The 22815-nt window shown below is 54.6% G+C and carries 21 protein-coding genes; 18 read left to right on the top strand and 3 right to left on the bottom strand.

Annotation, left to right across the window (positions count from 1 at the left end):
• Nucleotides 1-2: 2 nt before the first annotated feature.
• The 3 genes from doeB (at nt 3) to FJ695_RS10245 (ending at nt 2521) form a co-directional block, all read left to right on the top strand.
• Nucleotides 3-992, top strand: a complete 990-nt coding sequence (gene doeB / locus FJ695_RS10255; RefSeq protein WP_141185360.1) for a N(2)-acetyl-L-2,4-diaminobutanoate deacetylase DoeB — start codon at nt 3-5, stop codon at nt 990-992.
• Nucleotides 993-1192: 200 nt separating this feature from the next.
• Nucleotides 1193-1957: an SDR family NAD(P)-dependent oxidoreductase gene (locus FJ695_RS10250; RefSeq protein WP_141185359.1), complete on the top strand. Its 765-nt coding sequence runs from the start codon at nt 1193-1195 to the stop codon at nt 1955-1957.
• A gap of 99 nt (nt 1958-2056) precedes the next feature.
• Complete coding sequence (locus FJ695_RS10245) at nt 2057-2521, top strand: MerR family transcriptional regulator (protein WP_141185358.1); 465 nt, start codon at nt 2057-2059, stop codon at nt 2519-2521.
• On the opposite strand, the gene FJ695_RS10240 is transcribed toward FJ695_RS10245, so the two are convergent.
• Entirely contained in the window at nt 2413-3288 is an 876-nt protein-coding gene (locus FJ695_RS10240; protein WP_141185357.1) for a LysR family transcriptional regulator, read from the bottom strand. The genes FJ695_RS10245 and FJ695_RS10240 overlap by 109 nt on opposite strands.
• Nucleotides 3289-3406: 118 nt before the next feature.
• On the opposite strand from FJ695_RS10240, the gene FJ695_RS10235 reads away from it, so the two are divergent.
• Genes FJ695_RS10235 through FJ695_RS10215 form a run of 5 tightly spaced genes read left to right on the top strand, consistent with a single transcriptional unit; the run spans nt 3407 to nt 8194 of the window.
• Nucleotides 3407-4006: an amino acid synthesis family protein gene (locus FJ695_RS10235; protein ID WP_141185356.1), complete on the top strand. Its 600-nt coding sequence runs from the start codon at nt 3407-3409 to the stop codon at nt 4004-4006.
• The gene (locus tag FJ695_RS10230) at nt 3978-4757 is read left to right on the top strand and encodes an alpha/beta fold hydrolase (RefSeq protein ID WP_141185355.1); all 780 of its coding nucleotides are present in this window, start codon (nt 3978-3980) and stop codon (nt 4755-4757) included. Before FJ695_RS10235 ends, FJ695_RS10230 begins: the two co-directional genes overlap by 29 nt.
• The gene (locus FJ695_RS10225; RefSeq protein WP_209010994.1) at nt 4754-5677 is read left to right on the top strand and encodes a flavin reductase family protein; all 924 of its coding nucleotides are present in this window, start codon (nt 4754-4756) and stop codon (nt 5675-5677) included. The genes FJ695_RS10230 and FJ695_RS10225 overlap by 4 nt, the downstream gene beginning before the upstream one ends.
• 3 nt (nt 5678-5680) lie before the next feature.
• A complete protein-coding gene (locus FJ695_RS10220) occupies nt 5681-6715 on the top strand; it encodes an LLM class flavin-dependent oxidoreductase (RefSeq protein ID WP_141185353.1) in 1035 nt (344 codons plus the stop codon).
• 9 nt (nt 6716-6724) lie between these two features.
• Complete coding sequence (locus tag FJ695_RS10215; RefSeq protein WP_141185352.1) at nt 6725-8194, top strand: aldehyde dehydrogenase; 1470 nt, start codon at nt 6725-6727, stop codon at nt 8192-8194.
• Between the two features lie 74 nt (nt 8195-8268).
• On the opposite strand, the gene FJ695_RS10210 is transcribed toward FJ695_RS10215, so the two are convergent.
• Entirely contained in the window at nt 8269-9945 is a 1677-nt protein-coding gene (locus FJ695_RS10210) for a GMC family oxidoreductase (RefSeq protein WP_141185351.1), read from the bottom strand.
• A gap of 206 nt (nt 9946-10151) precedes the next feature.
• Between FJ695_RS10210 and FJ695_RS10205 the strand changes: the two genes are divergently transcribed.
• The 8 genes from FJ695_RS10205 to FJ695_RS10170 all read left to right on the top strand — a co-directional run bounded on the left by FJ695_RS10205 (nt 10152) and on the right by FJ695_RS10170 (nt 18869).
• On the top strand, nt 10152-11078 hold the full coding sequence (locus tag FJ695_RS10205; protein WP_141185350.1) for a LysR family transcriptional regulator: 927 nt from the start codon (nt 10152-10154) through the stop codon (nt 11076-11078).
• A 270-nt stretch (nt 11079-11348) separates the two neighbouring features.
• Nucleotides 11349-12356: a LacI family DNA-binding transcriptional regulator gene (locus FJ695_RS10200; RefSeq protein WP_371708983.1), complete on the top strand. Its 1008-nt coding sequence runs from the start codon at nt 11349-11351 to the stop codon at nt 12354-12356.
• Nucleotides 12357-12448: 92 nt separating this feature from the next.
• On the top strand, nt 12449-13753 hold the full coding sequence (locus FJ695_RS10195) for a sugar ABC transporter substrate-binding protein (protein WP_141185348.1): 1305 nt from the start codon (nt 12449-12451) through the stop codon (nt 13751-13753).
• Between the two features lie 116 nt (nt 13754-13869).
• Nucleotides 13870-14748 carry a carbohydrate ABC transporter permease gene (locus FJ695_RS10190; protein WP_141185347.1) on the top strand — a complete coding sequence of 293 codons (879 nt, stop codon included), beginning with the start codon at nt 13870-13872 and terminating at the stop codon, nt 14746-14748.
• 14 nt (nt 14749-14762) lie between these two features.
• A complete protein-coding gene (locus FJ695_RS10185; RefSeq protein ID WP_141185346.1) occupies nt 14763-15593 on the top strand; it encodes a carbohydrate ABC transporter permease in 831 nt (276 codons plus the stop codon).
• Nucleotides 15594-15604: 11 nt separating this feature from the next.
• Nucleotides 15605-16609, top strand: a complete 1005-nt coding sequence (locus tag FJ695_RS10180) for an ABC transporter ATP-binding protein (protein ID WP_141185345.1) — start codon at nt 15605-15607, stop codon at nt 16607-16609.
• Entirely contained in the window at nt 16606-17379 is a 774-nt protein-coding gene (locus FJ695_RS10175) for an L-iditol 2-dehydrogenase (protein WP_141185344.1), read from the top strand. Before FJ695_RS10180 ends, FJ695_RS10175 begins: the two co-directional genes overlap by 4 nt.
• Nucleotides 17367-18869 (top strand): mannitol dehydrogenase family protein, encoded by a 1503-nt coding sequence (locus FJ695_RS10170; RefSeq protein WP_141185343.1) that lies wholly within the window; start codon nt 17367-17369, stop codon nt 18867-18869. The genes FJ695_RS10175 and FJ695_RS10170 overlap by 13 nt, the downstream gene beginning before the upstream one ends.
• Nucleotides 18870-19133: 264 nt before the next feature.
• Here FJ695_RS10170 and FJ695_RS10165 read toward each other — a convergent pair whose 3' ends face one another.
• Nucleotides 19134-19667, bottom strand: coding sequence for a GNAT family N-acetyltransferase (locus FJ695_RS10165; RefSeq protein WP_168206313.1), 534 nt, complete (start codon nt 19665-19667; stop codon nt 19134-19136).
• Nucleotides 19668-19958: 291 nt separating this feature from the next.
• Between FJ695_RS10165 and FJ695_RS10160 the strand changes: the two genes are divergently transcribed.
• Both FJ695_RS10160 and dld read left to right on the top strand, forming a co-directional pair.
• Complete coding sequence (locus FJ695_RS10160; protein WP_209010993.1) at nt 19959-20621, top strand: hypothetical protein; 663 nt, start codon at nt 19959-19961, stop codon at nt 20619-20621.
• 396 nt (nt 20622-21017) lie between these two features.
• The gene (dld, locus tag FJ695_RS10155) at nt 21018-22724 is read left to right on the top strand and encodes a D-lactate dehydrogenase (RefSeq protein WP_141185341.1); all 1707 of its coding nucleotides are present in this window, start codon (nt 21018-21020) and stop codon (nt 22722-22724) included.
• The last annotated feature ends 91 nt before the right edge of the window (nt 22725-22815 follow it).

Raw genomic sequence — 22815 nt, 5'->3', positions numbered from 1 at the left:
CCATGACCAAAAATCCGATTGTTCCAACGATCCCGTTTGACGAAGACGGGGTCCATCATGGGTATCTGCGCCTGCCCTATAGCCGCGATGATTCCGCCTGGGGCTCGGTCATGATTCCCATTACGGTGATCCGGAACGGCAACGGCCCGACGGCTTTGTTGACCGGCGGCAATCACGGCGATGAATATGAAGGCCCGGTCGCCCTGCAAGATTTGTCCATTTCCTTGTCTCCAGAGGACATCACAGGCCGGGTCATCATTATACCGGCCTTCAACTACCCGGCGTTTCAAGCAGGAACGCGAACCTCCCCGATCGACAAAGGCAACTTGAACCGGTCCTTTCCCGGCCGCCCAGACGGGACAGTGACAGAGAAGATCGCGCACTATTTCGAGACCGTGCTGATCCCATTGGCCGACATCGTTCTCGATTTCCACTCCGGTGGAAAGACACTGGATTTTGTGCCCTTTGCCTCTGCACATGTGCTCGAGAATAAGGCCCAGCAGGAAGCCTGTGTTGCCGCTGCCAACGCCTTCAATGCGCCCTACACAGCGATCATGCTCGAGATTGACAATGTCGGCATGTATGACACCGCGGTTGAAGAACAGGGCAAGGTTTTCGTGACGACCGAACTTGGTGGCGGCGGCACGTCGACCGCCCGGTCTATCGCAATTGCAAAGAAGGGGATCCGAAATGTTCTGCGGCACGCCGGCATCATGCACGGTGACCTTGAACTCGGCCCGACAATTTTGCTCGACATGCCCGATGGCGACTGTTTTGTCTTCTGCGAAGGCAAGGGCATGATTGAACCGGTTTTGGATCTCGGTGATGACGTGGCTGCCGGTGATGTGGTTGCCAAAGTCTGGGCAACGGATCGGACAGGTGTTGCCCCGGTTGAATACCATGCCAAACGATCCGGCATCCTGATGGCCCGCCATTTTCCCGGACTGATCAAATCTGGAGACTGCCTCGCAGTTGTCGCGGACGTTGTTTAATCGCAGAGCGATCCGCGAGATTGTGATACCTCTCGTGGAAATGCTGCGGCCCTATCAATAGCCGCTGACAAGGCATTCGAAATCGAAAACATCTCTTTGCTTTCATGATCTTTGCCGCTTGACCCTGACACTAGTGTCAATCCTCTAAGCCTATGCGCACATCAAAATGTGCCGCATTCGAAGATAGGATTAAACTCAGGATGACACGGGAAACCACTTGGCAGAACAAGGTCGCAATCATCACCGGAGGAAGTTCTGGCATCGGAGAGGCCACTGCGCTCGCATTGGCAGAACGCGGCACAAAAGTCCTTGTCACAGGGCGCGATGAGGCGAAGCTGGCCAATGTGGCGTCAGCGGATAAGGCAATCGTTACATTAAAGGCAGACAGTTCAGATCCCGCCAGCGCTGCGCGCATTGTTGACACTGCATTAGACCGGTGGGGACGGCTGGATCTGATCGTCAACAACTCAGGTGCCGGTCAGCCTCTGCCGGTTATGGCCTATGACGCCGACCTGATCTCCAAGATGTCAGCCGTCAATATCGTTGCCCCTTCTCTGCTGGTAAAAGAAGGTCATTCAGCGTTACGCACAACCAAAGGGGCGATTGTCAACATTGGAACTGCTGTATCGCGGAACGCGGTTCCTATGGTGGCGCATTATGCAGCCACAAAAGCCGCTCTGGAACATTTGACCCGTTCCTGGGCTATCGAGTTTGCCGGCGATGGCATCCGAGTAAATGCCGTTGCGCCAGGGCCAGTCAAAAGTGGCGCGTTGACCGGCATGATGGGATTGCCGGACGAGATGGCTCAGCAGATCGAAGCGCAAGAAGAAGCTCAAGTTCCTCTCGGCCGGCGTGGTGTTCCCGCCGATATCGTCCCTTGGATCCTCCGGCTGGGCAGTTCGGAAAACGAGTGGCTGACTGGACAGGTCCTGACCGTGGATGGCGGCTGGTCGCTTCGAACCTAATACTTGGGCAAATCGGGCGAAGACCCCCTACCGCCGACATTATTGATCTTCAATCCAGCCCCTAACATATTTGTCAAAGTTAGTTGGAAAGGGAATGGGATGCAGGCCAAGGAAGCTGCCGAACGACTTGGGATCACCCAACGCATGTTACGCCACTATGAGAAGGCTGGGTTACTGGATGTGCGCAGGTCCGAAAACGGATATCGCACTTATAGCGAAGCTGATTTGCGCCGCGCCGGGCGAATTCGGGACTTCATAGCGACGGGATTTTCCACCCGTGAAATTCGCGCCATGAGTGCCTGTCTATCAGACGAGGGAGCCCGGCCTTGTGAAGGCGGCATCGCCAAACTGACAGAAAAGCTCGAACATATCGACCGGCTGAGGGCCGATCTCGATGCCCGCCGGAATGCCGTCCTTGATCGTCTATCTGTATTAAAGGCGGAGCTTTTGAAGGATCACACGTCGGATGGCTCGAACCGAACCGGGTTTTCTGACGCAATCCTGCTGATCCAATCGACGAAGATGCCGGCTTCCGCAGTTTCACGGTTGATCGATAAGAAATAACCTTCGTTCGAGCTCAGCAGGATTGGGCGAATGGGTACCGCCATATTGCTTCTAAGCGGATGGCGGGCGAGCATTTCATTGACAAGACACCCCCCATTTCCTTTGACCGCCAATTCAAGTGCCGCGCCATATGAATCGACAAAGATCGAAGGTTTGGGGCATTTGATCTTCGCAGCAGCACTCCACGTATCCCAGCCACCGGAAACTCCGACAGCTTCAATCAACGGATAGTCTCCCATCTCGCCGCTAAGGTTTGCTGGCTTCAGCGCGATCAAACTGTTGCTGCCGAGCAAAACAGCCTTCGGGCCGGCCTGTTTGCGCGAGCCAAAACTGATGACGATATCTGCCAGAGACCGCCTGAATTCATCAGGCCAGACTGCGCCCATGAAACGAAGCGATATATCAGGATGTTCAACCTGAAAGGTAGGCAGAACAGGTGCGATGACCCATTGAAGCACACTGATTGAAAGAGAGATCGTCAATAATTTTTCCGGCTTCTCCGGTAGAAACGACCGGGAGGCCTCGGTCAGCTGATCAAGGGCAGCATCAACCTGGGGCAACAAACGCCGGCCATTGTCGGTCAAGGCAAGCCCGCGCGGTTTGCGCTCGAATAACGGCACCCCCAATCGAAGTTCCAGCGATTTGATCTGCTGGCTGACAGCGGATTGTGTCATGCCGATTTCTTCCGCTGCGGCGGTGAAGCTCAAATGCCTGGCCGCGGCCTCAAATGCGCGGAACCAGTTTAGCGGCGGTAGAGCTGAAGCCATGCGCAAGTTACCCATTAGTTTGACTAATACCTAAGTGTCAAAATCATTCGTTTGTGCGGATTGTCAAGCAAGCGAATACTTCGGGCCGACGCTGGTAGGAACCAAACGGAGAAGATGGATGCAGCCCGAAGTCCGGAAAATAGTCACGTTCGAAGAAGAGATCTTCATTGAGGGTTTTAAGAAGACCGAGCACCCATGGCATCTGTTTGCGGCTGCAGCCGTTGTGAAAAACCCTTGGGCTGGTCGTTTTGTTGAAGACCTAAAATCGGAAATTCTGGCTTTCGGCCCCGTTCTAGGTGAGTTGCTGACAGAGCGTATGATCAAGCTTGGCGGAAGCGGTGAGGCTATCGAAGCTTATGGCAAGGCCGCGGTTGTCGGTCTTGACGGGGAAATCGAGCACGCCTCCGGTCTGATCCATACCTTGCGCTTCGGTAATCATTACCGAGAAGCCGTCGGCGCAAAGTCCTATCTCGCCTTTACCAACACCCGAGGACCGGCCGATGCGCCGATCATGATTCCGCTCATGGATAAAAACGACGCCGGGCGACGATCTCACTATCTGACAATTCAGTTTTCTATCCCCGATGCTCCGCGCGCTGACGAAGTGGTTGTCGTCCTCGGCGGAGCAACGTCTGGCCGGCCATTCCATCGCATTGGCGACCGATATCAGGATCTGAAGGAGATGGGTCGTGACGTGGACAACCCGGCCGCGGTCTAAAAGCGCTGGTATCGCCAGCATCCGCCAGGGAGAAGGGCCGAATGTGTTCCTGATCCATGGTGTCGGACTGCGCGCGGAGGCCTGGAATGCTCAGATTGACGAGCTCAACGGGGAGTTTCAGATGGTTGCGGTCGATATGCCCGGCCATGGTGAAAGCGTTCCTCTTGATGGCCCTGCGACCCTCGCTGCGTTCACCGCGCGCATTGCAGCGGTATTAGATCAGCCGGCCGTGATCATCGGTCACTCTATGGGGGCTATGATCGCGCTCGATCTGGCGGCCCGAGCCCCGGAATTGGTTCGCGGTGTTGTCGCTTTAAACGCGATCTACCGGCGCACAATTGACGCAAAAGGGGCTGTCCAACAACGCAGTAATGCGCTTAGCAACTCGGTTTCTCAAGACTTTGAGCCCACGCTGGCGCGCTGGTTTGGATCTGATCAGTCAGACGCACGCAAAGCCTGCGAATACTGGCTAAAGACCACAGATTTTCAAGGGTACAGCGCTGCCTATCAAGTCTTTGCCGAGGAGGACGGACCATCGGATGACCTGCTCCAAGGGCTGTCCTGCCCAGCCTTATTTATGACTGGCGGACTTGAGCCGAATTCGACGCCGGAAATGTCCGAAACGATGGCTCGATTGGCGCCCCGAGGAAAGGCCCAAGTGATTGCGGATGCCGCGCATATGATGCCGATGACGCATCCGGACCAAGTCAACAAAGCTCTGCTGGATTTTGTGAGGGAGTGCACGACATGAAGCCTATCGATCCCCGCGAGTTACGGACTGCCTTTGGCCGTTTCATGACCGGTGTTACGGTGGTTACAGCACGGGACAAAAGCGGAAAGCCGGTTGGTTTCACGGCAAACTCCTTTACATCCGTATCTTTGGACCCACCGCTATTGCTGGTCTGCCCGGGAAAATTCCTATCAAGCTATGAGGCCTTTGCTACCTGCGACCGCTTTTGCGTAAGCGTCTTGGAAGAAAGCCAGACCGATGTCGCAAATACCTTTGCTGGTTTCAAAGGTGATCGATTTGCCAAGACTGATCATCTGCTGGATGCCCATGGCATCCCTGCCCCGCGAGGGGCAATTGCAAGATTCTCGTGCCAAACCCACAACGCCATTCCCGCCGGTGACCATGTCATCCTGATCGGCGAAGTAACTGCATTCGAGCAAACGGCTGGAGCAGGCCTTGGGTATGCGGAAGGTCAATTCTTCAGCCTAACGCGCGAACGTAACGCACGTGATCCGTCCGCAAAAATGAATGTCGTAGGAGCACTGGTACGTCATCAAGGCAACGTTCTTCTGGAAAAGACCGCCGACGGTTACCGGCTGCCCGAATGCACGGTTCCTGAAAGAACAGCTCTCCGGAAATCCCTTACAGCCACGTTAAGACAACAGGGCGTGACAGCCAGTTTTGGCCCTGTCTATTCAGTTTTCGATGATCCCGGTGAGGATACGCATTTCGCGTACCTCCTTGCGGAAGCAACCAGTGTAGCAGCTGACACCAAATTGACTTCGGTTGCTCCAAAAGACCTTCCCGGTCTGAAATTCACCAGTCCGCCTCTTGCCAGCTTGTTGTCCCGCTACGCCCAAGAATGCAGGACCGGAAACCTCAATTGTTATCTCGGTGACACGGTCTCAGGAGAGATCCACGCATTGACAGAGGGGATTTGATCCATGGAGTTTTCTCTTTTTGCCCATATGGAACGGCTCACGCCCGACCAGCCCCATGAAAAACTCTACGAGGAGTTTTTGTCCCTATGCAAACTCGCCGATGGCGGTGGTATGCGGGCTATTTGGACCGGTGAACACCATGGCATGGAATTCACAATTGCGCCCAACCCGTTCCTGACGCTTGTCGACCTCGCGCATCACACAAAAAATGTGCGACTGGGAACCGGTACTGTGATTGCCCCTTTCTGGCACCCGATAAAACTAGCTGGCGAAGCGGCCGCAGCCGATTTGATGACCGGCGGCCGGATCGAACTTGGCGTCGCCAGGGGCGCATACTCCTATGAATATGAGCGTCTGATGCCCGGACTGGAAGCCTGGGAAGCCGGCCAGCGCATGCGCGAAACGGCCCCCTTGCTGAGACCTCTGTGGCAAGGAGACTGTGAGCATCATGGCGGTTTCTACAACTTCCCCGCCACGACGTCAGCTCCCAAGCCCTTACAGGAAAACGGCCCGCCAATCTGGATAGCAGCCCGGGACCCGAACAGCCACCAATTCGGCGTTCACCAAGGTTTCAACATCCAGGTCACGCCGCTTTGGCAGGGAATGGAGGAAATTGAATGTCTGATGGACCGCTTCAACGATGCTTGCGCCACCTACGACGGCCCAAGGCCTAAGGTCATGCTGCTTCATCACACATATGTAGCTTCGGATGGCGATGATGCAGCACTGGCGGCCCGGGAACTTTCCCGTTTTTATTGTTATTTTGGGGCCTGGTTCCAGAATAAACGGGCTGTATCAAAGGGCCTTATTGCTGAACTTTCTGAAGAAGAAATGGCAGCCAACAAAATGATGGCGCCAGAAAACATGGCCCGTGACCTGACGATCGGAACCGCGCAAGAGGTCATTGACCTGCTCAAACGCTATGAAGATCTTGGATACGACGAGTTTTCATTTTGGATCGACAACGGCATGAGCCATGAACGCAAAACAGCGTCTTTGAACAGATTCATCGAGGACGTGATGCCGGCATTCGGCTGAGGGGGAAGAATGCAGCACTATCAGCTCTATATTGATGGCCGCTGGCGCGATGGCGCAGACGGCCAAGTGATGCACAGCCAGAACCCTGCCACTGGTGAAAGCTGGGCATCCTTTGCGGGTGCAGCGCTGTCAGATGTTGAAGAAGCAATTGGCGCTGCTCGCCGGGCTCTGAACGACCCCGATTGGCGGGATTTGAGCCCAACCCAGCGTGGCAAGTTGCTTTACCGGCTAGCCGAATTGATCGAACAAAAGGCCGAAGATCTTGGCCGATTGGAAACCACGGACAGCGGCAAATTACTCGCCGAAACCCTCAGCCAGACAAAATACGTCGCCGACTACTACCGCTATTACGCAGGACTGGCGGATAAGATCGAAGGCGCCGTATTGCCAATCGATAAACCAGATATGCATGTCTACACCCGCCGCGAACCGATCGGCGTTGTGGCAGCGGTGGTTCCATGGAATGCGCAGATGTTCCTGACTGCGACGAAGCTGGGTCCGGCACTTGCCGCGGGCTGCACTGTTGTCCTCAAGGCATCTGAAATTGCACCGGTGCCAATGCTCGAATTTGCAAAACTCATTGAGGAAGCTGGATTTCCTCCAGGCGTGGTATCAGTCGTCACAGGCGATGCTGAGAACTGTGCCATTCCCCTTACCCGGCACCCTGATGTGGACAGAATTGCCTTTACCGGCGGCCCAGAAACGGCTCGCCATGTTGTCCGCAACTCGGCGGAGAATTTCGCGGTGACGAGTTTGGAATTGGGCGGAAAATCTCCAGTCCTGGTTTTCGATGACGCTGACCTGGACGGTGCCGCAAATGGACTAATAGCCGGCAACTTTGGAGCCTCCGGCCAAAGCTGTGTAGCCGGATCACGCGCCCTCGTTCAAAAAAGTGTCTTCGAAAATCTGGTTGAGCGCATTTCTGAAAAAGCGGCCACAATCGCTGTTGGTGATCCGTTGGATGCGGCGACCCATGTCGGGCCACTTTGCACAAAGGCGCAGATCAACAAAATTACAGCGACACTGGAAAACGCCAAGGCGCAAGGAGCCAGAATCCGTTTTGGTGGGGCGCCCCTGTCGCGGCCAGGAAACTACATGGCTCCAACGCTGGTGGAATGTCCATCTTCAGATATTGAAACTCTTAAGGTGGAAATGTTCGGTCCTGTCATGTCTTTGCTGCCCTTCGACACGGAAGAGGAGGCCATCGCCCTGGCAAACGATACGCCCTACGGGTTGGCATCCGGGGTCTTTACCCGGGACGTTGCACGCGCCCACCGAGTTTCAGAGAGGTTGCGAGCTGGCATCTGCTGGATCAACACATACCGCGCCATATCTCCCATGGCCCCGTTTGGCGGCTTCAACCAGTCCGGCTATGGACGGGAAGCCGGTGTTGAGGCTGTTCTGGATTACACCCGCACGAAGACCGTCTGGATCAACATTTCCGGGAAACCAATGGCCAATCCATTCGTGATGCGATGAGGTATTGCAAAGGCTGAACCAGCAATACATTGCATTAGCCGAAGTCAACGGCCTTTACTCCAGTGAGCCTTCGCTTAGACTCCGGCCAAAATCCATTTTGCTGCTTTTTCGGCGATCATCAGCGTCGGGGCATTGGTGTTCCCGCTGGTGATTTCCGGCATGATGCTGGCATCCACAACGCGTAGCCCGGACACGCCCTTGAAACGGAGATGAGGGTCAAGAACCGCTGAGGCATCGTCCTCCCGGCCCATTTTAACCGTGCCGACCGGATGGAAGATCGTAGTGGCGATATCTCCTGCCAATTTGGCCAGTTCGTCATCGCTCTGGTACTGGATACCTGGTTTGTATTCTTCCGGGGCGTATTGTTTCATCGCTGGCTTCGCCATGATTTCGCGCACTTGACGCAGGCTATCGGCAGCGACTTTGCGGTCCTCTTCCGTCGCAAGATAGTTCGGCGAGATTTTCGGGGCATCCCGGAAATCGCCGGAACGGATTTGAACATGTCCGCGGCTTGTCGGGTTTAGATTACAAACGCTTACTGTGATGGCTGGGAAGTCGTGCAGATCTTCCCCGAATGCTTCCAGACTGAGCGGCTGCACGTGATATTCCAGATTGGCATACGAGCGGTCGGGATCAGACCGGGAAAAAGCGCCGAGCTGGCTTGGTGACATGCTCATGGGCCCTGACCGCTTGAAGGCGTATTCCAGGCCAATTGCCGCTTTCCCGAACAGGGAATTGGCCAGCGTGTTGAGTGTGCGTGTCCCCTTGACCTTGAACACGGCCCGGATCTGCAAATGGTCTTGCAAGTTCCCACCAACCGCCGGCGCATCCAGAACCACATCAATACCATGGGACTTCAACAGACCAGCCGGGCCAATGCCGGACAGCTGCAGGATCTGCGGCGACCCAATGGCTCCGGCAGATAGCACAACTTCCTTGGCGGCCGTCACAGAGGTGGAACGCCCCTTGCGGTTGACGATCGCGCCGGAGCAAGCAAGCTGCCCGTCTCCGTTTTTAGCAATAGTCAGGCGCTCGACTTGAGCTTCGGTCCAAACGGTCAGGTTTGGCCGCTGCTTGGCTGGTTTGAGGAAGGCCTTCGATGTGTTCCATCTCCAGCCCGAGCGTTGATTCACATCGAAATAGCCGACGCCAGCATTGTCTCCCGTGTTGAAGTCGTCAGTCTTTTCGATGCCCGCCTCCACAGCAGCTTCGGCAAAACTGTCCAGAACATCCCAACGCAGCCGTTGTTTCTCGACCCGCCATTCCCCTCCATGACCGTGCATGTCAGAAAAACGGCTGTTGCCGCCGGTCGCCGGATCCGCCCCGTTGTCGAGCGCGTGATGATCCTCATGCGCCATGAAATCTGTTAGGCAGTTGTCCCAGTTCCAATCGTCAGCGCCGGTCAGATTGGCCCAGTTGTTATAATCCCGGGCCTGGCCGCGCATGTAGATCATGCCGTTGATTGACGAACAACCACCGAGGGTTTTGCCGCGCGGATACCGCAAGCTGCGGCCATTAAGGCCTTTGTCAGGCTCGGTTTGGAACAGCCAGTCGGTCCGTGGATTGCCGATGCAATACAAATATCCAACCGGAATATGGATCCAGGGATAGGTATCAGCCTTGCCTGCCTCCAACAGAAGCACCCGGTTTTCAGGGTTCTTGCTCAGGCGGTTGGCCAAAAGGCATCCTGCTGAACCGCCGCCAATGACGATGTAATCGAAACCCTGATCAGACTCGTTTACAGATGGCATAGGTACCCCTGACTTTGCTGGTTTTCTGTACTGGTGGCAGGGAGGACTTATGGCACAACGGAATTGGCAGCAGGATTTACATTCCGAGGTATCTTGTCATGCCGCCGTGAGGAGGTTCCTCCCAGAACACTCTTTTTGAAATCCATACTGATGCCATGCAAAAAATCTAATGACGAATTGAACAGAGCAATATTAGAATTTTGAATATGGAACGATTTTCTAATATAAATACACTGTTAGCTTTCATCACCGTGGCCCGGGAAGGGAGCGTTTCTCAGGCAGCTGAGGTGCTGAACCTCAGTCAACCCGCCATCAGCCATCAAATAAAACGCCTCAGCGAAGACGCCGGCGTGTTGCTGTTTTCGCGCACCGCCAAGGGATTGAGGCTGACACCGGATGGATCGGCCCTTCTGGCAAAAGCCGAAAAGGTGCTTGATGCATTAGAGGATTTCCGGCGCAGCGCGGAGCAACGCACCAATCAAATCAGCGGCAAGCTCAGGCTCGGAACAATCGTTGATCCGGAATTTATCCGCCTGGGCCAGTTGCTCATTCAGGTCCGCGAAAATTTTCCGAATATAGAGACTGAGTTGAAACATGGTGTGAGTGGCGAGATTGTTACCCGTCTTCAGCGCAACCAAATAGATGCTGGTTATTACCTTAGCGGGCCGAAGCCCGGTAAGGATGAAGTGACGGAAAGCGAATCGGGCCTGCATTTTATGAAGCTCGCCGATTTCAGCTATCACGTCATTGCCCCATCCGGCTGGCAAGGACGCCTGGAAGGCAAATCCTGGCCGGAGCTTGCCAAACTGCCGTGGATCGGAACCCCTGACGTGTCGGTTCATCGGCGGCTGCTAAGCGGGATTTTTGAGGAAGCTGGATGCCACCAAAACATCGTTGCTTTGGTGGATCAGGAAGCTTCCATGCTGGAAATGGTTCGTGCCGGTGTTGGGCTCAGCCTTTGCCGCGAGTCGATTGCCCTCCATCAGCAACAAGCGTTCGGGATCGCGGTATCGGACACAGTTTCCGTTCCAGCCAGTTTGAGTTTTGTGACGCTGGACGCCCACAAGAAACTGCCGGCAATTGACGCCGTGATCACTCTGTTGCGCGATATCTGGCAACTAGAGACCGCTTAGACTTCGAATTCGCACCAAAGACACCCGGTTCCACTCCCATAAGGCTTTCTGCGCTAGGGACAGCTGACAAGCATGTCAAAGCTAAAATGACCGGCCCCTTTCCGGCTTCCTGAAAACTTGACCAGTTTTCAAAGTAACAAAAATTGGAAATTTTATATTTTCGCGCGTAAATATTCTAAACTCCCTGCCGCGCTTCAAAAGGTGCATTGGGTCCAAACACGATGTCGAATACGAATAGGCAAATAAATGGGCGACCGGAAGGTGAAGAATATGGAGGAGTTTGCAGCTGTCAGCGGCATCTCCCGGCCGACCATTTCAAAATACTTCAATGATCCTGAAAGCGTCCGCACGTCAACGCGCGAACGGATAGAGGCCGCTTTAGAGCGGTTCGACTACCGCCCGAACATTTATGCAATGAACCAAAACAGGCGGATGACGAAGAATATCGGCATCGTTGTCCCCTACTTGGCGGACCCGTTCTTTGCCGAGATCGTCCGAGTGATCGAGCGGCGTTGTATTGACGCCGGGTTCGCCCCGACCCTCTTCGGCTCACATGGTGAGCAGGAGCGGGAAAACGACATTCTAAATAGCCTACGTTCGTTAAAGCCAGCAGGTGTTTTGCTCGCTCCGCTTGGGCGACAGTCTGACAAATCCGCAATCGAGGCCTTCTGCAAGGAAGTTCCAACGGTATTGTTTGATAGCAATATCGAAGGAATGGGAGAGGCCTTTGTTGGCTCGGACAACTACAGTTTCGTGTCACAAACTGTCGAGTATTTAAGCCGAACGGGCGAACCGCCTTGTTTCTTCGAGATGCGTTATCCGGCGAACCCGAACGCGAACAAAAGGCGTGAGGCATATTTGAGCATGATGCAGCGCCTGCAGCTGGAGCCCCATGTCATTCGCATCGAGGGGCAAGGTTGGGGTTTTGAAGAAATCGGGCGCCAGGGAGGGCTCGAACTCCTGGAAAACAGGGCCCTTCCAGTCAACACAGTCTTATGTAGCAACGATCGCCTGGCCATCGGGTTTTTGTCTGCTTGCTATGAATTGGGTGTGAAGGTCGGACGGGGTGAAGACTGTGACCTTCGCGTCGCATCGCATGATGGCCACCCTTTTTCACGCTTCACTTGCCCGTCGTTAACAACAGCTTCGCATGATTATGCAGCGGTGTCGGAACATGTCGTTAACACCTTGTTCCGATTGATCGAAAATGGAGGGCGGTTTGAGCAACGGGAGGAAATCCGATTCCCGGCCCGCTTGATTATGCGCGACTCTGCCTAGTCAAATTTTACGCGCGTAAAAATTTTCTTGACGCGGGAAAACTTTTCGCGTTCACTGGCCGTGGGTATAGCGCCCAGTCCAGGGAGGAATAAATGCTACTGAAGAACACACTGACCGCAGCCACAGCGCTGTCTTTGCTCGCAGTAGGAGGAGCTGCGGCAGAAACCTTGACCATCGCCACCGTGAACAACGGCGACATGATCCGCATGCAGGGCTACACCGAGGACTTCACAGCCAAGACAGGCCATACCGTCGAGTGGGTCACGTTGGAAGAAAACGTCTTGCGCCAGCGCGTTACGACAGACATCAGCACCAAAGGCGGTGCTTTCGACATCATGACCATTGGTATGTACGAAACTCCAATTTGGGGTGCCAACGGCTGGCTAGTACCGCTGAATGACCTTTCAGCTGAATATGATGTTGATGATATACTGCCTGCTATGCGCAGTGGCCTAAGCCACGATGGAACGCTTTTTGCCGCTCCATTTTACGGTGAAAGCTCGATGGTCATGTACCGAACCGACCTCATGGCAAATGCCGGGTTGGAAATGCCGGAAGCACCGACTTGGGAGTTCATCCGCGAAGCTGCGAAGGCGATGACCGACCGTGACAACGACATCAACGGCATCTGCCTGCGGGGCAAGGCCGGTTGGGGTGAAGGCGGCGCCTTTATTACTGTGACCGGAAATTCCTTCGGTGCCCGTTGGTTTGACGAAAACTGGAACGCCCAGTTTGATCAGCCGGAGTGGGCAAACGCGCTCAACTTCTTTGTCGGTATGATGAAAGAATCCGGCCCTCCAGGATACGCAACCAACGGCTTCAACGAAAACCTGTCTCTGTTTCAGCAGGGCAAATGCGGCATGTGGATTGACGCTACCGTTGCAGCATCTTTCGTAACCAACCCGAAGGACTCTACGGTTGCAGATAGCGTCGGTTTTGCGCTGGCGCCCGATACAGGCCTCGGCAAGCGCTCCAACTGGCTATGGGCATGGGCACTGGCCGTTCCTGCAGGCACTCAGAAAGAAGCAGCTGCCAAGCAGTTCATCGAATGGGCCACGTCCAAGGACTACATTGAATTGGTCGCTGCGGAAGAAGGCTGGGCCAACGTACCTCCTGGCGCACGCACTTCGCTCTATGAGACGCCAGAATATCAGGCCGTTCCATTTGCACAGATGACCCTCGATTCCATCAACGCGGCGGATCCTGCCAATCCAACCGTCAAACCGGTTCCTTATGTTGGCATCCAGTTCGTAGCAATTCCGGAATTTGCAGGCATTGCGACAGAAGTCAGCCAGGAATTCTCAGCTGTATACGCAGGTCAACAGAGTGTTGAAGACGCTTTGGCAAAGGCTCAAGCCCTGACCAATGATGCAATGGAAGCGGCGGGATACCGCTAAGCTTCACTGCTCCCGGAGGGCGGGACTCCTGCCCTCTGGTCCTCTAGTCTGATTGCACCCAAAACAATCGAATTGGCATCTGAGGCGGCGTTGCCGTCAACAGAGGAGGCGTATTCATGGCCACCCAGCACTCACGATCTGCAGCCAGACTTATGATGGCACCCGCTGTAATCCTGCTCCTAGGATGGATGCTCGTTCCATTGACTATGACCCTTTTCTTTTCATTCAAAAAGTACTTGCCGCTTAGAGGCGACTCGATGGCCAACGGTCTCGATTGGGTCGGCTTTACCAACTATACGCGGTTTATATCGTCCAGCTCCTTTTGGCCCAGCATCTACGCCACCCTCATTATCGTCGGAGGGGTATTGGTTATTACGATTGTTTTGGGCGTTCTGCTGGCCATTCTCCTTGATCAGCCAATGTGGGGCCAAGGGGTTGTCCGCATCCTTGTCATTGCACCGTTCTTTGTCATGCCGACTGTATCGGCGCTGGTCTGGAAGAACATGTTCATGGACCCCGTGAACGGTCTCTTAGCGCATATTTGGCGGTTCTTTGGCGCCGAACCCATATTGTGGCTTAGTCAGGCGTCCCTGCCCTCCATCATCCTCATCGTTTCCTGGCAATGGCTGCCATTTGCAACGCTGATCCTGTTGACCGCCATCCAGTCGCTCGACAGCGAACAACTGGAAGCTGCGGAAATGGATGGCGCACCGCCGCTCGCCCGCTTTGGATTTATAATCCTGCCGCACTTGGCGCGTGCAATCACCATTGTGGTGCTGATCCAAACGATCTTCTTGTTATCGATCTTTGCCGAAATCTTCGTCACCACCGCCGGCGCATTTGGCACCAAAACGCTGACCTATCTGATTTTCCAGCGGGTTCTAGAAAGCCAGAACATTGGCCTCGGATCGGCCGGCGGTGTCTACGCCATCATTCTCGCCAACATCGTTGCCGTCTTCCTGATGCGGATTGTCGGCAAGAACCTGGACGCTTGAGGGGAGGACGGATCATGGCTCGTGCAGTCACCAACCAGCGCAAAATCGTCAACACGCTCGGTGCATGGATCATCGGTTTGTTGATCTTCTTCCCAATCCTTTGGACCATCCTGACCAGCTTCAAAACCGAAGCCCAGGCGATCAATGATCCCCCGCTGTTTTTCTTCTTTGACTGGACACTGGAAAACTATGCGATCGTTCAGGAACGGTCGGATTACATGCGGTTCTTGTGGAATTCTGTAATCATCGCCGGCGGCTCGACACTATTGGGGATCATAATTGCCGTCCCCGCGGCCTGGTCGATGGCCTTTGTACCGTCCAAGCGCACCAAAGATATCCTGCTTTGGATGCTGTCCACCAAGATGCTGCCAGCCGTTGGTGTGCTCTATCCGATCTATCTCTTGTTTATCAAACTGGGACTGCTCGATACGCGCATCGGACTGACAGTCGTGCTGATGTTGATCAACCTGCCGATCATCGTTTGGATGCTCTACACATACTTCAAGGAAATTCCAGGCGAAATACTTGAAGCGGCCCGAATGGACGGTGCGAGCCTGAAGGAAGAGATTCTCTACATCCTGACACCAATGGCGATCCCCGGCATCGCTTCAACAGTGCTGCTCAATATAATTCTGGCGTGGAACGAAGCCTTCTGGACGCTCAACCTGACGGCGGCCGATGCGGCACCGCTAACAGCCTTTATCGCAAGCTACTCAAGCCCTGAAGGCCTCTTCTACGCCAAGCTCAGCGCGGCCTCGACCATGGCCATTGCGCCGATCCTCATCCTCGGCTGGTTCAGTCAGAAGCAACTCGTTCGCGGCCTCACGTTCGGCGCGGTTAAGTAGGAAACGCTCTCATGGGACAAATCTCACTCAAGCAGGTGACAAAGAGGTTCGGCGATGTGGAAGTTATTCCGTCGCTTGATCTGGAAATCGAAGATGGCGAATTCACTGTCTTTGTCGGCCCATCCGGATGCGGTAAGTCAACACTGCTTAGATTGATCGCGGGTCTGGAAGATATCACATCCGGCACGATCTTTATTGACGGTCAAGACGCAACCAGCGTTCCGCCGGCCAAGCGCGGCCTTGCCATGGTCTTCCAATCTTACGCGCTTTATCCGCATATGTCGGTGCGCAAGAACATCGCCTTTCCGTTGCGCATGGCCAAGCTCGACAAGGCCGAACAGGATCGCCGGGTGGAACAAGCAGCCGCCGTTCTGAACCTGACAGACTATCTGGACCGCCGACCGGGACAGCTGTCGGGCGGCCAACGCCAACGCGTTGCGATTGGAAGAGCCATTGTCCGCGAACCCTCAGCGTTTTTGTTCGATGAACCGCTGTCCAATCTCGACGCCGCTTTGCGGGTCGGCATGCGTCTGGAGATTTCCGAGCTTCACGAGCGCCTTAAAACGACAATGATTTATGTCACCCACGATCAGGTCGAAGCGATGACCATGGCGGACAAGATCGTGGTCTTGCGGGCGGGTAACATTGAGCAAGTTGGCTCTCCGCTTGAGCTTTATAAGACCCCGCGCAACCAGTTCGTCGCCGGTTTCATCGGCTCCCCGAAGATGAACTTCATCAAAGGATCGGAAGCCGCCAAGCATAACGCTCACACGATTGGAGTTCGCCCAGAACACATCACAGTTTCGGAATCCGAAGGCTTGTGGTCCGGAGTGGTCAGCGTCTCAGAACACTTGGGTTCCGACACCTTCTTCCACGTGAACGGCACAGGCCTTGCGGACACGATAACCGTTCGGGCCGATGGGGAAGTCGGCTTTCGTCACGGCGACCGCATCCACATGACACCGCGCGCAGATGTCATTCATAAGTTCGATGAAAAAGGCCTGAGGCTTCCATGAAGCGTTTAGAAGGAAAAACAGCACTGATTACCGGTGCTGCACGCGGTATCGGTCTGGCCTTCGCAAAAGCCTACATTGCGGAAGGCGCCCGGGTGGCGATCGCTGACATTGATTTTCAACGCGCGCAACAGTCCGCAAGTGACTTGGGCGAAGCTGCCATCGCTGTAAAAGTGGATGTCACAGACCAAGAAAGCATTGATCGTGCTGTGACCGAGACCGTTTCCGCATTGGGTCACATCGACATCCTCATCAACAATGCGGCGATCTTTACCGCAGCTCCGATCGTCGAAATTGAAAGAGCCGACTACCAACGGGTCTTCGACATCAATGTCAGTGGCACTCTCTTCACAATGCAAGCGGTCGCCCGCCACATGATCGGCCGGGGCGGTGGCGGCAAGATCATCAACATGGCCAGCCAGGCCGGCCGCCGCGGCGAGCCTCTTGTTGCCGTCTACTGTGCAAGCAAAGCAGCTATCATCAGTCTCACTCAATCCGCGGCTCTCAACCTCATTGATCATGGCATCAATGTGAACGCGATCGCCCCTGGCGTCGTTGACGGCGAACACTGGGATGGCGTTGATGCGTTTTTCGCAAAATATGAGAACAAAGCGCCCGGACAGAAGAAAAGAGAAGTCGGCGAATCTGTTCCCTTTGGGCGCATGGGGACCGCAGAAGATTTGACTGGAATGGCGGTGTTTCTCGCCAGCGACGAAGCCAACTACATCCTGGCACAAACCTACAATGTGGATGGCGGCCAATGGATGAGCTGATCCCACTTTGTGATGCCAATCTTGACAGGATTCCAGCAAGCACTGCCCGGCCAACCTATGACCGGTCCAGGCTGACACCAGGCATTGTCCATATCGGTGTCGGCAATTTCCATAGGGCGCATCAAGCTTGGTATTTGCACCGTCTCATGCAAGAAAATCAGGCTCTTGATTGGGCCATTATTGGCGCTGGTGTCCGCTCATATGACGCTGCCATGCGCAACAAGCTTCTTGATCAGGACTGCCTGACCACACTCATCGAGTTGAAACCCTCTCACGCCACTGCCGAAGTCGTTGGTTCAATGATCGATTACCTACCGATCGAACCAGATAACCGGTGCCTCATCACACAGATGGCAGATCCCGCTGTCAGGATCGTCGCACTGACTGTGACCGAAGGCGGATATTACATTGATCCCGTGACAAAAGAACTCGACGCCGGGCACCCGGACATTGCGCATGATGCACATCACCCCGATGCGCCGCGCACAGCATTCGGTGCCATTGTTGCGGCACTCAAAATTCGCCGTGACCTCGGAATTGGGCCATTCACCGGACTGAGCTGCGACAACCTTCTGGCAAACGGCCATGTTTTGCGCCAAACGATTGCGGGGCTAGCACGCTTGTCAGATCCGGACCTCGGAGACTGGATCGATACAAACTGCAGTTTTCCCAATTCGATGGTTGATTGCATCGTCCCGGCGACCGGCCCTCGCGAGATCGCTCTTGCACGGGACATCGGCATCGACGACCAAGCTCCGGTAACCCATGAGTCCTTCCGGCAGTGGGTTATTGAGGATGATTTTTGTGCCGCTCGCCCTTTATGGGAGAAGGTAGGGGCGACATTTACTGATGACGTCCACGCGTATGAGATGATGAAGCTTCGCCTTCTGAATGCTGGTCATCAGATCCTTGCAGGACCTGGAGAAATTCTTGCGCTTGATACAGTCGCTGACTGCATGGTTCATCCGCTGATCTCCCAGTTATTCAGGACGGTTCTGACTAACGAAATCGTGCCACATGTGGCAGATGTTCCAGGTATGACGGCGGCACAATATGTTGATCTGATCGAAGATCGGTTCAAAAATCCTGCAATTGTCGACACACCCAGGCGCGTTGCGTTCGATGGGTCGTCGCGGCATGCGGGCTTTGTTTTACCCATAATTCGAGATGCACTTGCGTCCGGAACACCCGTAGAAGGCCTTGCTTTGGTAGAAGCTCTCTGGGCACGGATGTGCGCAGGGACCCGCGAAGATGGGTCCACGATTGAACCGAACGACCCAAATTGGTCCGAACTGACTTATATTGCGGAAAAAGCTCGCACGCGGCCTCAAACCTGGCTGACAGAAAACAGCATCTATGGCGATATCGCTGCCGCCCGCCCCTTCGCAAATGCATTTGACCACTGGCTGGAAATGATTTGGACACACGGGTGCGAAGAAGCGATGAGAACCTACACCGGTGAGAAAGCTCAACTTAGAGCGCAGTCCTAAGTGCTCAGTTATCTCAGTTCCGGTTACGCCGATAAAGCGATGCGAGTCTGTTGTTCCTATAACCAAGCTACGAACAGAGTTGCGAAGGTTTGCCTTGGGCGCTCATCAGCAAGGGAATGACCTCCATACCGAAGCGGAAGCCCCCTTCCCGCGTTAGTATCCCGTGAATGAAAGAACGGCGCCGCAGTGATGGCTGGGCTTCAAGTCGCAATAGGCAAATCGAAACAACTGAGCCGCTGGGTCAATCCCTTCAGGTTGTTCGGACTACTGCCCTTTTTGCCGGCTAGATGTCCGAAAGGGTGCGGGCAAATAGCCGCGCGGATCACTGAAGACTTCATCGAATATCGATATCGGTGTTGGCCACGCCATACCGAGCGTCGCTTCGATATTGCCACTTTCGATTTTCAGATGTGCATCGTGCTTCCGGACTAAATTCCGCATTCGAATATTCTCGTGCAGGCAAAGCATATTGAGCTTCTTAATTCCACGCTTCTGGGCGGCAGCAAGCAGACGGTTAAACATTGCTTCGCCAATTCCTCGATCCTGCCAGGCAGGCTCCACCACAAGAGCTATTTCCGCGCTCCGAGGCCAACTATCTAAAAGCCCGCGCAATTCCGCTACGCCCCGCAATTCACCATCAGGAAAAGCGCCAAAATTCACATAATCGGTCGATAAAATTGTCTCGGCATACTCAGTCAGAAAACTGTCGCTTACTGTCCCGCCAAATCTAAGATGCCGCGTATGTTTGTCGAGCCGCTGAAAGTGATCAACCAACTTTAATTGGTCGGACTTCCACAATCGCCTAATTCCAGTCTGAGAAAAAATTGTTCTATAAATCATGAGTTTGGACCTCTTTGTTACGCCAGTTGTCGGCAACGAAAGTGTCCTCCCGCAAAGAGAGTAATATCGCAACGCAGCATAGTCTAGCTGTAAGAGGCAAACTCGTTTTCGACTTGGTCAAAGACAGCGCCGAAACAGCTGATGAAAGTCTATCGCGATATCCGATGCACAACTTGCCTTCATTGTGTTTTCTTGGCTGACTGGTTAGATCCTCTTCTGCAAGAACAGCAGGCATGATGGAGACCGGATTTGGTAGACTTTCTGGACACAGCCGAAGCTCTAGCCCGTGAGTTGGAGCTTCTCGAAGACGTCAGCCGCAATCCGGACAACCGCCATTTGTGGTTCTGGGAAAGCCCCAGGTCTCTCGTTTCTCCGAAGAGCCTGAGCACCAAGCCTCGGTTCGGCGAGGCCTCTCATCGCCTAGCAGCAGAAGGTTGGACGGTGAACTTGCGCAGTACCGGCGGCGATGTCACGCCGCAGGGCGCCGGCATCTTAAATGTCACCCATGTCTATGCGACTGAACCGGGAAAACCCGTCGATTTAAAAGAAGAATACAATAGGCTTTGCACTCCGATCGAGCAGGCTCTGGGCCCGGGCGCGAGCAGAGGCTGGAAACCCGGGGCCTTTTGCGATGGGGAGTATAACGTTCAGCTGAACGGCCTGAAATTCGCCGGCACCGCAATGCGCATCCGGCGGGGAAAAGCCGACCGGACCCGAAGCGCCATTATGGCCCATGCCATCATGCTGATTGAACCAGTCTCAATTGACGCCATTGATGCCATCAACCGCTTTTTAAACCTGCTCGGCGAAGAGCGGACGATTGACCTTAAGGCCCATACCTGCCTGCCGGAGGATGATACGAAACCGGCGTTCATCGCCAGGCTAACAAAGGCTTTCAATGCGCAAGCCTAGAAGGGTCAGCGCGTTCTCAAAAACCAGCCTCTGCGAAATGGGCGCTACCTTGACCGTCTAAGACGATCGTCAGATGCCGAACACACGGGACCGTTCGTCTGTAGTTTTTAACAGGCAGTACAACTGCACCCTACCCTCCTCCTGAAAACAGACTAAAGAGCTGAGAAAGCGCCGGTTTTCTCACACCTGGACTCTCCAATAACTGAAAACCATAATGCGTCTGACAAAGGCGCATATTCATAACTTGCGCAACGTCAGTTAAATTGGTAAATAATTTATACCAATATGAACAATCGGCAATGAACACGCTTTCGGCGCCAATTGCTGACGCCTTTGTGTCCAAACAGACAGGATTGAGACAAGGGTTTGAATTGACCAGAAATCTGGAGATTGCCAATGCAAACGCCCGTGTCCCCCAATACTGCCGATCAACTCCTGGCAAAGCTGAAGGACATCGTTGGCAACCGGCATGTGATTACCAATCCCCGGTCGATGGAACGGTTCTGCAAGGGGTTTCGCTCTGGAGAAGGCACAGCACTTGCCGTGGTTCAACCCGGCACCCTGCTGGAACAATGGCAGGTGCTGAAGGCCTGTGTTGAGGCCGACAAGATCGTCATCATGCAGGCCGCCAACACCGGCTTGACAGAAGGCTCCACACCAAACGGGGACTACGACCGGGACGCCGTTGTGCTCAGCACCAAACGCATGGACAAAATCCAGGTTCTGAAGGACGGGCGGCAAATCATTAGCTTTCCAGGTGCAACGTTGTTTTCCCTTGAAAAACTGATGGCGCCTTATGACCGTGAACCGCATTCAGTCATCGGATCATCCTGCATCGGCGCGTCAATCATCGGCGGGGTCTGCAACAACTCCGGGGGTTCCCTGGTAGAGCGCGGACCGTCCTACACCGAGCTCTCTCTTTACGCCCAGATCCGTGAAGACGGCCAGCTGGAGCTGGTCAATCACCTGGGCATTTCCCTTGGGCAAGATCCGGAAACGATCCTAACCCGGCTTGAAAACGGCGACTATTCCGACCAGGACGTCGACGACACCAATCTCAAGGCCTCCGACACGGACTATCACCGGCGGGTGCGCGAAATCGACGAACCCAGCCCCGCCCGCTTTAATGCCGACAAACGGCGCCTCCATGAGGCCTCCGGCTGTGCCGGCAAACTTGCAGTGTTTGCAGCCCGTTTGGACACCTATCCAAAGCCGGATACTGAGAAAGTCTTTTACATCGGCACCAACGACACCCAGGTTCTGACACGCCTACGCCGGCACATTCTGGCAGAGTTCGAGCATCTACCCGTCTCCGGGGAATACATGCATGCCGAGATCTATGACATCTCAAAGCGTTACGGGAAGGATACACTTATCCTGATCGACAAGCTCGGCACTGACTGGTTGCCAGGGATCTTTGCGCTGAAAGGCTGGGCTGACGCGCGGCTTTCCAAGATCCCGCTTTTGCCCGCAAACCTGACCGACCGCTTCATGCAGGTGCTCACCAAGTTATGGCCCAACATCTTGCCGAAACGCATGGAAGATTTCCGGGCACACTATGAGCACCACCTGATCCTGAAAATGCGCGATGGCGGCGTTCAAGAAGCCGAAGACTTTCTGAGCAAGTTCTTCGGGCAAGAAAAAGGCGACTGGTTTATCTGTTCGCCGCGCGAAGGCAAAATAGCCGGCCTTCACCGGTTTGCGGCCGCGGGAGCGGCGGTGCGTTATCAGGCAGTTCATTCGAACGAAGTCGAAGACATTCTGGCCCTCGACATTGCTCTTCGCCGGGACGACAGAGACTGGTTCGAACAGCTCCCCACCGAGATCGAAGGCGGCTTGGTGCACAAGCTCTACTACGGTCACTTCTTCTGCCACGTCCTGCATCAGGACTACATCGTCAAGAAGGGCCAGGATCCGAAAGCTCTGAAGGAAAAAATGCTCAAGATCCTAGATGAACGCGGCGCCGAATACCCGGCAGAACACAACGTTGGCCATCTCTACAAGGCCAAGCCGGACTTGGCGGAATTCTATAAAGACTGCGATCCGACCAACACGCTGAATCCTGGCATCGGAAAGATGTCCCGGCGCAAGTGTTACCACTAAGAGGAAGCCCGTAGATCCTCCACTCTCGCCATACAAAAAGGCCGGTGCGCGGGTTATTCCCGCACTCCGGCCTTATTACTTCTTAGCAGAA

This window comes from Labrenzia sp. PHM005 (assembly GCF_006517275.1).
Classification (GTDB): Bacteria; Pseudomonadota; Alphaproteobacteria; order Rhizobiales; family Stappiaceae; genus Roseibium.
The sequence above is the reverse complement of the archived record's forward strand: the minus strand, read 5'-3'. Positions and strand labels throughout refer to the sequence as shown.

What these genes read in the sequence shown, in the direction of transcription:
- doeB (WP_141185360.1), top strand. Translation starts at nt 3, where the DNA reads ATGACCAAAAATCCGATTGTTCCAACGATCCCGTTTGACGAAGACGGG.
- FJ695_RS10250 (WP_141185359.1), top strand. Translation starts at nt 1,193, where the DNA reads ATGACACGGGAAACCACTTGGCAGAACAAGGTCGCAATCATCACCGGA.
- FJ695_RS10245 (WP_141185358.1), top strand. Translation starts at nt 2,057, where the DNA reads ATGCAGGCCAAGGAAGCTGCCGAACGACTTGGGATCACCCAACGCATG.
- FJ695_RS10240 (WP_141185357.1), bottom strand. Translation starts at nt 3,288, where the DNA reads ATGGCTTCAGCTCTACCGCCGCTAAACTGGTTCCGCGCATTTGAGGCC.
- FJ695_RS10235 (WP_141185356.1), top strand. Translation starts at nt 3,407, where the DNA reads ATGCAGCCCGAAGTCCGGAAAATAGTCACGTTCGAAGAAGAGATCTTC.
- FJ695_RS10225 (WP_209010994.1), top strand. Translation starts at nt 4,754, where the DNA reads ATGAAGCCTATCGATCCCCGCGAGTTACGGACTGCCTTTGGCCGTTTC.
- FJ695_RS10220 (WP_141185353.1), top strand. Translation starts at nt 5,681, where the DNA reads ATGGAGTTTTCTCTTTTTGCCCATATGGAACGGCTCACGCCCGACCAG.
- FJ695_RS10215 (WP_141185352.1), top strand. Translation starts at nt 6,725, where the DNA reads ATGCAGCACTATCAGCTCTATATTGATGGCCGCTGGCGCGATGGCGCA.
- FJ695_RS10210 (WP_141185351.1), bottom strand. Translation starts at nt 9,945, where the DNA reads ATGCCATCTGTAAACGAGTCTGATCAGGGTTTCGATTACATCGTCATT.
- FJ695_RS10205 (WP_141185350.1), top strand. Translation starts at nt 10,152, where the DNA reads ATGGAACGATTTTCTAATATAAATACACTGTTAGCTTTCATCACCGTG.
- FJ695_RS10200 (WP_371708983.1), top strand. Translation starts at nt 11,349, where the DNA reads ATGGAGGAGTTTGCAGCTGTCAGCGGCATCTCCCGGCCGACCATTTCA.
- FJ695_RS10195 (WP_141185348.1), top strand. Translation starts at nt 12,449, where the DNA reads ATGCTACTGAAGAACACACTGACCGCAGCCACAGCGCTGTCTTTGCTC.
- FJ695_RS10190 (WP_141185347.1), top strand. Translation starts at nt 13,870, where the DNA reads ATGGCCACCCAGCACTCACGATCTGCAGCCAGACTTATGATGGCACCC.
- FJ695_RS10185 (WP_141185346.1), top strand. Translation starts at nt 14,763, where the DNA reads ATGGCTCGTGCAGTCACCAACCAGCGCAAAATCGTCAACACGCTCGGT.
- FJ695_RS10180 (WP_141185345.1), top strand. Translation starts at nt 15,605, where the DNA reads ATGGGACAAATCTCACTCAAGCAGGTGACAAAGAGGTTCGGCGATGTG.
- FJ695_RS10175 (WP_141185344.1), top strand. Translation starts at nt 16,606, where the DNA reads ATGAAGCGTTTAGAAGGAAAAACAGCACTGATTACCGGTGCTGCACGC.
- FJ695_RS10170 (WP_141185343.1), top strand. Translation starts at nt 17,367, where the DNA reads ATGGATGAGCTGATCCCACTTTGTGATGCCAATCTTGACAGGATTCCA.
- dld (WP_141185341.1), top strand. Translation starts at nt 21,018, where the DNA reads ATGCAAACGCCCGTGTCCCCCAATACTGCCGATCAACTCCTGGCAAAG.